Origin of the sequence: Cryobacterium sp. N22, from assembly GCF_002929555.1 — a bacterium.
Lineage (GTDB): Bacteria > Actinomycetota > Actinomycetes > Actinomycetales > Microbacteriaceae > Cryobacterium.
Window position 1 is genome coordinate 79,934 of sequence record NZ_PJJP01000039.1, and the last position, 13,019, is coordinate 92,952.

The 13,019-nt window shown below is 67.1% G+C and carries 14 protein-coding genes; 7 read left to right on the forward strand and 7 right to left on the reverse strand.

Going from position 1 to position 13,019, the window contains the following annotated elements; translation table 11 throughout:
- The first annotated feature begins 32 nt into the window (after window positions 1-32).
- The gene (locus CXY76_RS15795; RefSeq protein WP_233199949.1) at window positions 33-602 is read left to right on the forward strand and encodes a histidine phosphatase family protein; all 570 of its coding nucleotides are present in this window, start codon (window positions 33-35) and stop codon (window positions 600-602) included.
- A gap of 9 nt (window positions 603-611) precedes the next feature.
- Here the strand turns inward: CXY76_RS15795 and CXY76_RS15800 are convergent, their stop codons facing one another.
- The gene (locus CXY76_RS15800; protein ID WP_104167312.1) at window positions 612-1,697 is read right to left on the reverse strand and encodes a glycosyltransferase family 1 protein; all 1,086 of its coding nucleotides are present in this window, start codon (window positions 1,695-1,697) and stop codon (window positions 612-614) included.
- A gap of 20 nt (window positions 1,698-1,717) precedes the next feature.
- Complete coding sequence (locus tag CXY76_RS15805) at window positions 1,718-2,647, reverse strand: alpha/beta fold hydrolase (RefSeq protein WP_104166228.1); 930 nt, start codon at window positions 2,645-2,647, stop codon at window positions 1,718-1,720.
- A 112-nt stretch (window positions 2,648-2,759) separates the two neighbouring features.
- Here CXY76_RS15805 and treS point away from each other — a divergent pair, with 112 nt between their 5' ends.
- Complete coding sequence (gene treS, locus CXY76_RS15810) at window positions 2,760-4,457, forward strand: maltose alpha-D-glucosyltransferase (protein ID WP_104166230.1); 1,698 nt, start codon at window positions 2,760-2,762, stop codon at window positions 4,455-4,457.
- 64 nt (window positions 4,458-4,521) lie between these two features.
- On the opposite strand, the gene CXY76_RS15815 is transcribed toward treS, so the two are convergent.
- The 3 genes from CXY76_RS15815 to glgA all read right to left on the reverse strand — a co-directional run bounded on the left by CXY76_RS15815 (window position 4,522) and on the right by glgA (window position 6,911).
- Window positions 4,522-4,773, reverse strand: a complete 252-nt coding sequence (locus CXY76_RS15815; protein WP_066595443.1) for a type B 50S ribosomal protein L31 — start codon at window positions 4,771-4,773, stop codon at window positions 4,522-4,524.
- A 133-nt stretch (window positions 4,774-4,906) separates the two neighbouring features.
- Entirely contained in the window at window positions 4,907-5,689 is a 783-nt protein-coding gene (locus tag CXY76_RS15820) for an ABC transporter ATP-binding protein (RefSeq protein ID WP_104166232.1), read from the reverse strand.
- A 40-nt stretch (window positions 5,690-5,729) separates the two neighbouring features.
- Entirely contained in the window at window positions 5,730-6,911 is a 1,182-nt protein-coding gene (gene glgA / locus CXY76_RS15825; RefSeq protein ID WP_104166234.1) for a glycogen synthase, read from the reverse strand.
- An 81-nt stretch (window positions 6,912-6,992) separates the two neighbouring features.
- On the opposite strand from glgA, the gene CXY76_RS15830 reads away from it, so the two are divergent.
- Window positions 6,993-8,237 (forward strand): glucose-1-phosphate adenylyltransferase, encoded by a 1,245-nt coding sequence (locus CXY76_RS15830; protein ID WP_088456226.1) that lies wholly within the window; start codon window positions 6,993-6,995, stop codon window positions 8,235-8,237.
- Window positions 8,234-8,881, forward strand: coding sequence for a phosphoserine phosphatase SerB (gene serB, locus CXY76_RS15835; protein ID WP_104166236.1), 648 nt, complete (start codon window positions 8,234-8,236; stop codon window positions 8,879-8,881). The genes CXY76_RS15830 and serB overlap by 4 nt, the downstream gene beginning before the upstream one ends.
- 55 nt (window positions 8,882-8,936) lie before the next feature.
- On the opposite strand, the gene fabG is transcribed toward serB, so the two are convergent.
- A complete protein-coding gene (fabG, locus tag CXY76_RS15840) occupies window positions 8,937-9,647 on the reverse strand; it encodes a 3-oxoacyl-ACP reductase FabG (protein ID WP_104166238.1) in 711 nt (236 codons plus the stop codon).
- 178 nt (window positions 9,648-9,825) lie between these two features.
- On the opposite strand from fabG, the gene CXY76_RS15845 reads away from it, so the two are divergent.
- From CXY76_RS15845 to CXY76_RS15855, 3 genes are read left to right on the forward strand one after another with little or no spacing between them, the layout of a single operon-like run.
- The gene (locus tag CXY76_RS15845) at window positions 9,826-10,221 is read left to right on the forward strand and encodes a DUF3099 domain-containing protein (RefSeq protein ID WP_104167314.1); all 396 of its coding nucleotides are present in this window, start codon (window positions 9,826-9,828) and stop codon (window positions 10,219-10,221) included.
- On the forward strand, window positions 10,218-10,448 hold the full coding sequence (locus tag CXY76_RS15850) for a hypothetical protein (RefSeq protein ID WP_104166240.1): 231 nt from the start codon (window positions 10,218-10,220) through the stop codon (window positions 10,446-10,448). The genes CXY76_RS15845 and CXY76_RS15850 overlap by 4 nt, the downstream gene beginning before the upstream one ends.
- Complete coding sequence (locus CXY76_RS15855; RefSeq protein WP_104166242.1) at window positions 10,445-11,287, forward strand: SURF1 family protein; 843 nt, start codon at window positions 10,445-10,447, stop codon at window positions 11,285-11,287. Before CXY76_RS15850 ends, CXY76_RS15855 begins: the two co-directional genes overlap by 4 nt.
- A 78-nt stretch (window positions 11,288-11,365) precedes the next feature.
- On the opposite strand, the gene CXY76_RS15860 is transcribed toward CXY76_RS15855, so the two are convergent.
- On the reverse strand, window positions 11,366-12,964 hold the full coding sequence (locus CXY76_RS15860) for an ABC-F family ATP-binding cassette domain-containing protein (RefSeq protein WP_104166244.1): 1,599 nt from the start codon (window positions 12,962-12,964) through the stop codon (window positions 11,366-11,368).
- Window positions 12,965-13,019: the final 55 nt, after the last annotated feature.

A 13,019-nucleotide genomic window follows, 5' to 3' on the forward strand; every position in this document is an offset into this window, starting at 1 on the left:
CGAGCAGTACTCGTCCAGCAGAAGGCAGCGTTGTGATCACCAAGCTCGCGATAGTCAGACACGGCCAGACCGACTGGAACCTGGAAAAACGTATCCAGGGCAGCACCGATATCCCGCTGAACTCCACGGGCCGGGCCCAGGCGGCGGAAACCGGCCTGAAACTGAGCCGCACCCGCTGGGACGCGATCGTCACCAGTCCGCTGCTACGTGCGCACGAAAGCGCCCGGATCATCGCCGGTGAACTGGACCACCCGGCACCGCTCGTCATTCCCGAACTCACCGAGCGTCACCACGGCCAGATCGAGGGGCTGACCTTTGCGGAACGCCAGGCGCGGTTCCCGGACGGCTCCTCAGTGCCGGGTCTCGAAACCCGCCAGGCCGTGCTCGACCGGGTGTTGCCGGCGTTGGAACGGATCGCCCTCACCTACGTCGGCCGGGAGGTCGTCGTCGTCTGCCACGGCGGGGTGATCGGCACGCTCCTGCGCTACACCACGGGCGGAGACAGGCCCGCCGCCGGTGAGCTCATTCCCAACGGCTCGATTCACGAGTTCCGTTGGCAGGGCGGCCGACTCCACCTGGAGAGCGTCGTCTCGGCGCGTTGAGAACCGCGGTCACCGTCGGCGGGATGCCGCCTGGGTGCCCTGCAGTACCCGGAGAAGACGTTCGGCGGACTCGGCCCAGGTGAAACGCCCGGCCTGGACCACGGAGAGCCGTGAGCGGCGCAGCCACTCCCCCGGCGCCTCGAGGGCGCGCACCGCGGCCGCCAGCGCGTCCGGCTCCAGCGGCGGCACATAACCGGCCGCGTCGCCGCCGATTTCCCGAAAGATGGGAATGTCGCTCACCAGCACCGGGATGCCCAGGCTCATCGCCTCGACCAGGGGGATGCCGAAGCCCTCGTCGAGAGACGTGGTGACCAGGGCCGTGGCGCTGGACAGCAGCGAGACGTATTCCTCGTCGCTGACTCCGTTGTGGAAGACCAGGGTCGCCTGCGGGGCCAGGGCGGCCAGCCGGGCGCGCTCGGCGTCACCGACGCGGCTGAGCAGATGCAGCTCATAGCCGGGCAGAGCCGCGGCGGCGCGCACCAGGGTGTCCACGTTCTTGTACGGCATGAACGAGCCCATGTAGACCAGGCGTTTGGTCGCCGGTCCGGTTCGCTCGCCCGGCTGGGCCGTTGCGGCGACGGAATCGGCCGCGTTGGGCACCACGGAGACCGGCCGCCGGGTGAGCCGGTGGCGCTGGATCAGCGCACCGGTGGTCTCCGACACCGTCACGACGGCGTCGGAGCGGTTCAGCAGCATCCGCTGCGGGGTCCAGGACAGGTGGTAGAGCCGCCAGAGGAGGCGGATGCCGAAGGAAAACTCACGCGGCGGGGTGCGGTTGCGGTAGTAGATGAGGTCGTGCACGGTCAGCACCAGGCGATACCGTCTGCCCCACGAGCCCATCGTCTGCATCGGGCTGAACACGATGTCGGGAGCCAGCCTGTTCACGGTCAGGGCCACCAGCGGTTCGAGCGGGCTGGTGGGCGACCGCACGAGCTGCCAGGGCAGAGCCGGCAACAGGGCCAGCTGCCGGTGGTCGCTGATCAGCATCGTCACCGGATGCAGCCGGCTCAGTTCGGTGACCAGACCCGCCGTGTACCGGCTGATGCCGTCGTGCCTGTCGATCCGCGTGTAGCGGCAGTCGAAGACTATGCGCAGCGGGCGAGACGCCGAGGACGTCACGACGCGGCTCCGTCGGGCGCCCGGGCCGGGCTGACCGGGTCGAGAAAGGCGCGCAGCGCCCTGGCCGCGTCCTCGGGAACTTCGTAGTGGATGAGGTGGCCCACGCCGGGCAGGACGTGCAGCTGGGCGTCGGCGAACACGGCGCGCAACCGAACCTGGGCGGTCACCGGGGTGATGTCATCCTTCTCGGCGGCGATCAGCAGGGTGCGGGTGCCGATGGCGGCGGCGTATTCGCTGACGTCGTGGCTGACGGATGCCGTGAACGCCTCCAACACCACGGTGCGGTCCGCGAAGGCGGAGAAGTACCTGTCGTGCTGGTTGTGAATCCAGCGTCGCCGTTGCCGGCTCTGGGTCTTGGCCATGGTGATGCTCATCACCCGCACGATCACCCGGTTGCGCAGCAGCGCGAACCCGAGCCGCTCGGGCAGCTTGGACGCCAGCCAGTAGTAGAAGACGGCGAGCCGGGTCAGGATGCCGCGGGGCCCGGACAGGGCGGGGGCGGCGATCGGGTTCACCAGCACCAGGTCCTGGGCCGGCAGGCCCCCCGGCGCCGCGGCGGCCGCGGCGACGACGATCGACCCGAACGAATGGCCGAGGACCACGACCCGGCCGGGCAGCGCCAGCAGGCGCAGGAAATCGGCCAGCCAGGCTGCATAGGACTCGATGGAGTGCGGTGCCGTGCCGAAGGCAGCCGATTCGCCGAAGCCGGGCAGGTCCGGCGAGATGACCCGCAGGCCCTGGAGCTGGGCCACGACGGCTTCGAGGCCGTGGTGGTCACCGCGGAACCCGTGCACCATCACGACTGTCGTGGGGCTGGCGGGGTCACCGTACTCCCAATAACGGGTGTCGCTGCCCAGCACGGAGAGGGTGTGGGCGCGCGCGTCCATAAGGGTGAGCAGGTCGGCGTAGGGCGAGGGAACGATCATCGATCCCAGTTTAGGCTGGCGGCGAGCGAGAGGCCTGACCGGAATTGCACCGATCGACCTAGAATCGCTCATATCTGCACCATCCACACCCGCCAGGGACGGAAGGAACGCCGTGAGCTTCACCGCACCCATTCAGCTTCCCGGGCTGACCCTCGACCCGCGGTGGTACCGCCGTGCGGTGTTCTACGAGGTGATGGTCCGTTCCTTCGTCGACAGCAACGCGGATGGCACCGGGGACCTGTCCGGGCTGATTTCCAAGCTCGACTACCTGCAGTGGCTGGGCATCGACGCGCTGTGGATCCCGCCGTTCTTCACCTCCCCGCTGCGTGACGGCGGCTACGACGTGGCCGACTACCGAACGATCCTGCCCGAGTTCGGCACTCTCGACGAGTTCAAGGAACTCGTCACGAAGGCGCACGAGCGCAATATGCGCATCGTCATCGACCTGCCGCTCAACCACACCTCCGACCAGCACCCGTGGTTCCAGCAGTCCCGGCAGCAACCCGACGGGCCGTTCGGTGATTTTTATGTCTGGAGTGACGACGACAACAAGTACCCCGACATCCGGATCATCTTCACGGACACCGAGGAGTCGAACTGGGCGTTCGACTCGGTCCGGCGCCAGTTCTACTTCCACAGGTTCTTCTCCCACCAGCCCGACCTGAACTATGACAACCCGGCCGTGCACGACGCGATCCTCAGCGTGGTCCGGTACTGGCTGGACCTGGGCGTGGACGGGTTCAGGCTGGACGCGATCCCCTACCTGTATGAGTCCGACGAGGGCAACGGTGAGGGCGAGCCCCTCACCCACGAGTTCATCAGGCGGCTGCGGGCCATTGTGGACCGCGAGTATCCGGGGCGCATCATGATCGCCGAGGCCAACCAGTGGCCGCGGGAGGTGGCCGCCTTCCTGGGCACCGAGGACGAGCCGGAATGCCACATGGCCTTCGACTTCCCGGTGATGCCCAGGGTCTTCTATTCGCTGCGCTCCCAGCGGGCCGGCGAGCTCGTGCGGGTTCTCTCCGAGACCACGGACATCCCCGAGGGCGCGGGTTGGGCGGTGTTCCTGCGCAACCACGACGAACTCACCCTGGAGATGGTCAGCGAGCAGTACCGGCAGGCGATGTACGGCTGGTACGCCTACGACCCGCGGATGCGCGCCAACATCGGTATCCGCCGGCGCCTGGCGCCGCTGCTGGACAACAGCCGCTCGGAGCTTGAGCTCGCGCACGCCCTGCTGTTTTCCCTGCCCGGCAGCCCGTTTCTCTACTACGGCGACGAGATCGGGATGGGCGACAACATCTGGCTGCCCGACCGGGACAGTTCCCGCACCCCGATGCAATGGACACCGGACCGCAACGGCGGGTTCTCGGCCGCTGACCCCGGCAAGCTGTACCTGCCCGTCGTGCAGTCGCTGGTGTACAACTTCGCCCAGACCAACGTCGAATCCCACCTCGCGCAGTCCGGTTCACTGCTGCACTGGATCCGGAACGTCATCCACGTGCGCACCAGCCATCCGGCCTTCGGGTTGGGGTCGCTCACGGTGTTGTCCACCGACCACGAGTCCATCCTGGCCTTCACCAGGGTGTACGCCGGTTCGGGGTCGAGCTTCGGCGACCAGCCGGAGACCCTGCTCTGCGTGTTCAGTTTCGCGCACAACCCCGTCGCGTTCCGGATTCAGGAACCCGATCTGGCCGGCACCCGCCTCTATGACATCTTCGGCGGGGCCGTGTTCCCCTCCTTCGACGAGGAGGGCGGGCTCACCCTCACCCTGGGGGCGCAGAGCTTCTACTGGCTGCACTGCGGGTGATCGGAGGGCGCAAAAAAGGGCGACCTGCCTCAGCAGGTCGCCCTTTAGGGGTAATGCGGCGTGACTACTTGCCGAAGCCCTTGTAGCGCGAGTTGAACTTCTCCACGCGTCCGGCGGAGTCCATGATGCGCTGCTTGCCCGTGTAGAACGGGTGCGACTCGGAGGAGATTTCCACGTCGATGACCGGGTAGGTGGTGCCGTCTTCCCACTCGATGGTCTTCGAGCTGGAGACCGTCGAACGGGTAAGGAACGTCGCACCCGACGCGAGGTCGCGGAAGACCACGGGAGCGTATGTGGGGTGAATGTCAGACTTCATGGAGACTTCCTTGTTGCGTTTCGATGGGTGGGATCTGGCTCGCCGGTTGCGGCAGAAAAGTGTATCGGTCACGAGGACCAGCTACCGAGTTTAGCAGAATCTTGAGGCCGGGAGTGGCCAGACCCTGGAAAGCTCAGATTGCGCGTGCCGCGTAGCGCCCGTCGGTCTCGGTCAGCTCGATCGGGAGACCGAAAGCCTCGGTGAGAGTGTCGGAGGTGAGCGCTTCGGTCAGGGGGCCGGCGCTGACGATCTTGCCGTCGGCGAGCAGCAGCACGTGGGTGAATCCCCGCGGGATTTCTTCCACGTGGTGGGTGACCATGATGATGGCCGGGGAGTTGGGCTCGCTCGCGTACCCGCTGAGCAGGCGCAGCAGTTCTTCCCTGGCTCCGAGGTCGAGGCTGGCTGCCGGTTCGTCCAGAAGCAGGATCTCCGGGTCGGTCATGATGGACCTGGCGATCTGCACGCGCTTCTGCTCGCCGTCGCTCAGGGTCCCGAACTTGCGATCGGCAAGGTGATCGAGCTTCCACTCGCCGAGGACGCGCTGGGCACGACGCTCGTCGATCTCCTCGTATTCCTCGTTCCACCGGCCGGTGACCGAGTACGCGGCGGTCATCACCACGTTCAGAACCGTTTCACCGGCCGGCACCCGGCGGGCCATGGCCGTGGAGGCGAAGCCGATGCGCGGACGCAATTCGAACAGGTCACTGCCGCCGAGCGGCTCTTCGAGGACCTCGGCCGTTCCCTGGGACGGGTGGATGAGCGCGGCCGCGATCTGGAGCGTGGTGGTCTTGCCTGCACCGTTGGGGCCCAGGATGACCCAGCGCTGATCGCCGTCGACGCTCCAATCCACTGAGTCCAGGATGGTTGTGCCACCCCGGACGACGGAAACTCCGGTGAAGTGAAGAACGTTGACCATACAGCCATGTTATCGGGCGTCGCCGGGGCCCTCGGTCACGCTAGAGCAGCGCGGCGTAAATCTCCCGAGTGCTCGCGGCAATCTGACCCCAACTGAACATCTCCTCAGCGCGCACGCGCCCGGCGCGGCCCATCTGCGCCGCCAGGGCGGGGTCGGCCAGCACCTCGGTGAGGGTCCGGGCCAGGTCAGACACGAAGACCTCCGGGTCGGTCGGTGTGCCGGTGCCGTCGCTGAGCTGGTCGATGGGCACCAAGCGTCCCGTCACGCCATCCGCAACGACCTCGGGGATGCCGCCGGTCGCGGTGCCGACGACGGGCAGGCCGCAGGCCATGGCTTCAAGGTTGACGATGCCCAGCGGCTCGTACACCGACGGGCAGACAAAAACGGTTCCGGCGGTGAGCACGGCCGAGAGTTCGTGCTGCGGAAGCAGCCTGTCGATCCACACCACGCCGGAACGTTCCCGTTGCAACGCCTCGACCAGCTCGGTGACCTCGGCGAGGATGCCGGGCGTGTCGGGGGCGCCGGCACACAGTACGAGCTGCACCTCTGGCGGCAGCAGGGCGGCGGCACGGAGCAGGTACGGCAGGCCCTTCTGGCGGGTGATCCGGCCGACGAACACGACGGAAGGCCGGTCGGGATCGATCCCCAGGGCGCGAACGACGTCGTCGTCGGTGGTCGGCTTCCACCGGTCCAGGTCGATGCCGTTGTAGACAACGTGCACACGCGCCTCGTCCAGCGCCGGGTAGCTGCGGAGGATGTCGGCGCGCATTCCGCCGCTGACGGCGATGACGGCGTCGGCCGCCTCGAAGGCGGTCTTCTCAATCCAGCTCGAGACGCGGTAACCGCCGCCGAGCTGTTCGGCCTTCCACGGGCGCAGCGGTTCGAGGCTGTGCGCTGTGACGACGTGGGGCACGCCGTGCAGCAGCTTGGCGATGTGGCCGGCACCGTTGGCGTACCAGGTGTGTGAGTGCACGACATCGGCACCCTGCACGTCCTGGGCCATCTGCAGGTCCACGCCGAGCGTGGTCAGAGTGGCGTTGGCGTCGGCGAGTTCGGCCGGAACGCCGTAGGCGAAGGTGTCGGCCTCGGCCCTCTGGGCACCGAAACACCGCACGGTGACATCAATGTCGGTACGGAGGGCCTTGACCAGCTCGGCGACGTGGACGCCGGCTCCTCCGTAGATCTCGGGCGGGTATTCCTTGGTAAGCAGATCGACGCGCATGCAGTAAAACTAGCGCAGGCTGAACGGCGGACACACCCCCACACGCTGGTCGTTCCCCCCGTATGGCCCTACTCTGAAGTTATGAAGGCCAAGAAGATCTTTGGAATCGTTCTCGCAGGCGGCGAGGGAAAACGGCTGATGCCGTTGACCGAAGACCGCGCTAAGCCAGCAGTGCCGTTTGGAGGGCATTACCGTCTGATCGACTTCGCGCTGTCGAACTTGATCAACTCCGGTGTCACCCAGATCGTCGTGCTCACCCAGTACAAGTCGCACAGCCTCGACCGCCACGTCTCACAGACCTGGCACGTCTCCGGAGGGCTGTTCAACTCCTACATCGCCTCGGTCCCCGCCCAGCAGCGGCTTGGCAAGCGCTGGTTCAGCGGCTCGGCCGACGCCATCCTGCAGAGCCTCAACCTCATCCACGATGAGAAGCCCGACATCGTCGTCGTGGTCGGTGCAGACCACGTCTACCGGATGGACTTCTCCCAGATGATCGAGGCGCACATCGCGTCCGGTGCGCAGGCGACGGTCGCCGCCATCCGCCAGCCGATCGGCCTGGCCGACCAGTTCGGCGTCATCGAAGTGGATGCCGCCACCCCCGACCGGATCAAGGACTTCCTGGAGAAGCCCAAGGATGCCGTCGGGCTCGCCGACGCGCCGCACGAAGTCTTCGCCTCGATGGGAAACTACGTCTTCAACGCCGACGCCCTGATCGAGGCCGTGCGCCGCGACGGCGAACGCACCGACTCCAGCCATGACATGGGTGGTGACATCGTTCCCGACTTCGTCTCGCGTGGCGAGGCCGGTGTCTACGACCTGCAGCGCAACGACGTGCCGGGGTCGACCGACCGCGACCGGTACTACTGGCGCGACGTGGGAACCATCGACTCGTTCTTCGAGGCCCACCAGGACCTGATCTCCGCGCTGCCGGTCTTCAACCTGTACAACCAGAGCTGGCCGATCTTCAGCCAGCAGCTGAACTCCCCGCCGGCCAAGTTCGTGCGTGACAGCAAGGGCTCACTCGGGACCGCCATCGACTCCATAGTGTCGCTGGGCTGCGTCATCTCCGGCGCCCACCTGGAACGCAGCGTCGTCGGCCCGTGGGCCGTCATCGACTCCGGCGCCCACGTGGTGGACTCGATCGTGTTCGACAGGGTGCAGATCCGTCCGGGCGCCGTCGTGCACCGCGCCATCCTCGACAAGGACGTCATCGTTGCGGAGGGCGCCGCGATCGGCGTCGACCGGGACCGCGACCTCGCGCGTGGCTTCAGCGTCACCGAATCCGGGATCACCGTGGTCGGCAAGGGCGTGCACGTCCACCCGTGATTCCTGCAGCCCGATTCCTCGTCGTCCTTGATGCCGATTCGACCCTCATCGAGAACGAAGTCATCGAGCTTCTCGCCGACGCGGCCGGTTCCCTCGCCCTTGTGGCCGAGGTGACCGACCGCGCCATGCGGGGCGAGCTCGATTTCGCCGCGAGCCTGCGGCAGCGGGTGGCCACCCTGGCGGGCCTTTCGACCGATGTCTTCGCCGAGGTGGGCGCGCTCATCCGCCCCACGAATGGTGTGCACGCGCTGATCGACGGTTTGCATGCCGGGGGCAGCCGGGTCGGTGTCGTCTCGGGCGGCTTCCACGAACTCCTGGACCCGCTGGCCGAGACCCTGGGCCTGGACCACTGGCGGGCCAACCGCCTCGAGGTGCGGGACGGCCGGTTGACCGGCGGTCTGGTCGGGCCGATCATCGATGCCACGGCCAAGGCGCACGCGCTCACCGAATGGGCGGCCCTGGACGGCGTCGACCTGTGCGGGACCGTCGCCGTCGGGGACGGCGCCAACGATCTCACCATGATGCGGGTGGCCGGCCTGGGTGTCGCCTTCAACGCCAAGCCCGTGGTGCGCCGCTCGGCCGATCTGGTCATCGGCACGAACGATCTCAGCCAGGTGCTGCCGCTGCTGGGGCTGCGCGGCTGAACCCGACCGGGATTCCCCCGGTCGGGGCCGGCCTCGTGAGGCTGGCGGCTACGGCCTAGTGGCCCATGCCCAGTCCGCCGTCGACGGGGATCACGGCGCCGGAGATGTAGGACGCGTCGTCACCGGCGATCCAGCTGACCACCCGGGCGACCTCGCTCGGGGACGCGAACCGGCCCGCCGGGATGTTGCGCTTGTACTCGGCCTGCTGGGCCTCGGGCAGCGCCGCCGTCATGTCGGTCTCGATGAAACCGGGGGCGACGACGTTCGCGGTGATGCCGCGGGCGCCGAGCTCGCGGGTGACGGATCGGGCCAGGCCGACCAGGCCGCTCTTCGACGACGAGTAGTTGACCTGCCCGGCGGAACCGTACAGACCCACGACGCTGGAGATCAGCACGATCCGGCCGAACCTCGCCTTGAGCATGCCCTTCGAGGCCCGCTTGACCACCCGGAACGCACCGCTGAGGTTGGTGTCGATGACCGAGGTGAAGTCGTCCTCCGACATACGCATCAGCAGGGTGTCCTTGGTGATTCCGGCGTTGGCCACGACGACCTCCACGGGGCCGTATGCGGCCTCGATCTCGGTGAAGGCGGCGTCGATCGAGGCGTAATCGGTGACGTCGGCGCGCACGGTGAGGCTTCCGGCCGGGCCTTCGCCGGAGCGCGCTGTGATGGCGACCCTGTGGCCTTTGGCGAGAAATTCCTCGGCGATGGCGTAGCCGATGCCGCGGTTGCCTCCCGTTACCAGAACTGTTCGAGCGGTCGCCATGGCGCGGTCCTTTCAGTGGGAACGCCCGCCGAACGGCGGGCACAGATTCATTCAGCTTAGAGCGTCCCGTGATCGGACCCGGGGAACGGACAGTGGACGTAGTCTTGAATCAACGCGTGGACAGGCGTATTGGGACCCCGGACGGGATGAGATCGTCACCGTCAGTTGAGCGATGGGCATGATGAAGCAGCAGCAGTCGATTACGACGCTCCCTCTGTCGCCGGAGGAGGAGCGGCGCCGCCGCATGATCAGGTATGCCGTGACCATGGGCATCCGCATGGTGTGCATCGTGATGATGCTCTTCGTACAGGGCTGGTGGCTGGTGGTCTGCGCGCTGGGGGCCATCCTGCTGCCGTACTTCGCGGTCATCGCCGCGAACGTGCATGGTGACCAACGGTCCCAGACCGTGCTTCGTCCCGGCGCCGTGGCCGTGCTCCCCCGCCCCGATCCGGCCGCGCCCGATCCGACCCGGCCCGACGCGACCCCTCCGGACGCCGGCACCCCCGGTGACAGCGCTTCACACGACACCGCTTCACACGACACTGCTTCACCCGACAGCAAGGACCCCCGGTGATTGGATTCGGCGCAGCACCGGAATCGACCAGCTGCTCACGAGCCGGCTGCAGGGAGCCGGCGCTCTGGCGGCTGGACTGGCGCAATCCGCGCATCCACGCGGAGGACCGGGTCAAGACCTGGTTGGCCTGCGACGAGCACGTCGACTTCCTGCGTGATTTCCTGCTGACCCGTGATTTCCCGCTCCGGGTGAGTCCACTCAAGCTCGACGAAACGGAAAAGGCATGACCGGCTGGCGGTTTCTGCTCTCCAGGCAATGGGCCGGCTACCTCGCGCTGACGATCGTGTTCGCCGTGGTCTGTGCGGGGCTGGGGGCGTGGCAGCTCGCTCGGCGGGCGGAGGCGCAGGCCGAGATCAGCCGGGTGGATGCGAACTTCGACGCCGAGGGCGTTCCCGTCACCGATGCCCTGCCCACGCTGGAGTCCTTCGAGGAATCCCAGAAGTGGTTGCCCGTCGAACTGACCGGCACCTATCTCACGGACGACGAACTCCTCGTGCGCAACCGGCCGCTGAACATCAACCCCGGCTTCGAGGTGCTCACTCCCCTGCTGCTGACCAACGGCGACGTCTTCATCGTGAACCGCGGCTGGATCCCCACCGGCGAAAACCAGAACGCACCAGACGCCGTACCGGAGGCCCCGTCCGGTGAGGTCACCGTGATCGCCCGCCTCAAGCAGGGCGAGCCGTCACTGGCCGGTCGTAGCGCCAGCGGAAACCAGATCGCCACGATAAACCTGACCGAGATCGCCGAGCGTCTCGGCACCGAGACATACACCGGCGCGTACGGCCTCATGAAGTCCGAGGACCCGGCTCCCGCCGACCGGCCGACGGCCGTCACGCGCCCGGTCCGCGATGAAGGCCCGCACCTTTCCTACGCCTTCCAGTGGTTCGTCTTCGCCCTGATGGCCTTCATCGGTCTGGGCTGGGCGGCACGGCAGGAGTACCGCAGCATCAACGCCGACGTCCCGGAGGAGCAAGACAGGGCCGCGGAGCGCGCCCGTCGCAAGGCGGCCAGGCCCAGGAGCGATGCCGAGATCGAGGACGAGCTGATCGATCAGCGCCCCTAGCCTGATCAGCTCGCCGGGAACGAAGAACCCGCCGCCCCGTGAGGGACGGCGGGTTTTCTTGTGCGGAGACTCGAGCGGTCAGGCCAGCGTGATCAGGTCCAAATAGTCCTTGTTCCAGTGGTCCTCGGTGCCGTCGGGCATGATGAGTACCCGCTCGGGGTTGAGCGCCTCGACAGCGCCCTCATCGTGGCTGACCAGCACCACGGCGCCGGTGAAGTGCGCCAGGGCGTCCAGGATCTCTTCACGGCTGGCCGGGTCGAGGTTGTTAGTCGGTTCGTCGAGCAGCAGGACGTTCGCGCCGGAGACCACGATCATCGCCAGGGCCAGACGGGTCTTCTCTCCGCCGGAGAGGACCCCGGCCGGCTTGTGCGAGTCGTCGCCGGTGAACAGGAACGAGCCGAGCACACGCCGGGCTTCCATCTCGGTGATGTTCGGCGAGGAGGAGATCATGTTCTGCAGCACACTGCGCTTCACATCGATGGTCTCGTGCTCCTGGGCGAAGTAGCCGATCCGCAGGCCGTGGCCTGCCACGATTTCGCCGGTGTCAGGCTTGTCCACGCCGGCCAGCATCCGCAGCAGGGTGGTCTTACCGGCACCGTTGAGGCCCAGGATGACGACTTTGGAGCCGCGGTCGATGGCGAGGTCCACGGCCGCGAAGATCTCCAGCGAGCCGTAGCTCTTGGACAGGTCGGTGGCCATCAGCGGGGTGCGACCGCACGGCGCGGGCTCGGGGAAGCGCAACTTGGCCACCCGGTCGACGGCGCGCACGGCGTCGAGTCCGGAGAGCAGCTTCTCGGCACGGGCAACCATCTGGTGCGCGGCGGCGGCCTTGCTGGCCTTGGCGCCGAACTTGGCGGCCTGCAGCTGCAGGGTCGATGCCTTCTTCTCGGCGTTGGCGCGTTCCTTCTTGCGACGGTCGGCGTCGGCGACGCGCTGGCGCTGGTAGTTCTTCCAGTTCATGTTGTAGATGTCGATGACCATGCGGTTGGCATCGAGGTAGAACACCCGGTTGACGGTGTCGCCGACGAGTTCGATGTCGTGGCTGATGATGATGCAGCCACCGCGGTAGTTCTTCACGAACTCGCGCAGCCACACGACGGAGTCGGCGTCGAGGTGGTTGGTGGGCTCATCGAGGATCATGGTCTCGGCGGCGGAGAAGAGGATGCGGGCCAGTTCGATGCGGCGGCGCTGACCACCGGACAGGGTGCGCAGCGGCTGGTCGAGGATGCGGTCGGGCAGGTTCAGGTTGCTGGCGATCGACGCTGCTTCGGCCTCGGCCGCGTAGCCGCCGAGCGCGTTGAACTCGTCGGTGAGGGTGCCGTAGCGCTTCATCGCCCGTTCGCTGGTCTTGCTGTCGGTGCTGCCCATCTCGATGCCGGCCTGGGTGAGGCCGAGGGAGATGGTGCCGAGCCCGCGGGCATCGAGGATGCGGGTGCGGGCGAGCATGTCCGGGTCACCGGAGCGGGGGTCCTGCGGCAGGTAGCCGATCTCGCCTGAGCTTTCGATCTTGCCCTTGGTGGGCATGGTCTCCCTCGCCAAGGTCTTGGTCAGCGTGGTCTTGCCTGCGCCGTTGCGCCCGACCAGGCCGATCTTGTCGCCGGCGGAAACGCGGAAGCTCACGTCCTCCATGAGCACGCGCGCCCCTACTCGGATTTCGAGATCTTGCACACTGAGCACAGCAATAGTCCATTCAAAGGGGAGTCGTGGGAGAGCGGCCGAACATGGCCAATTA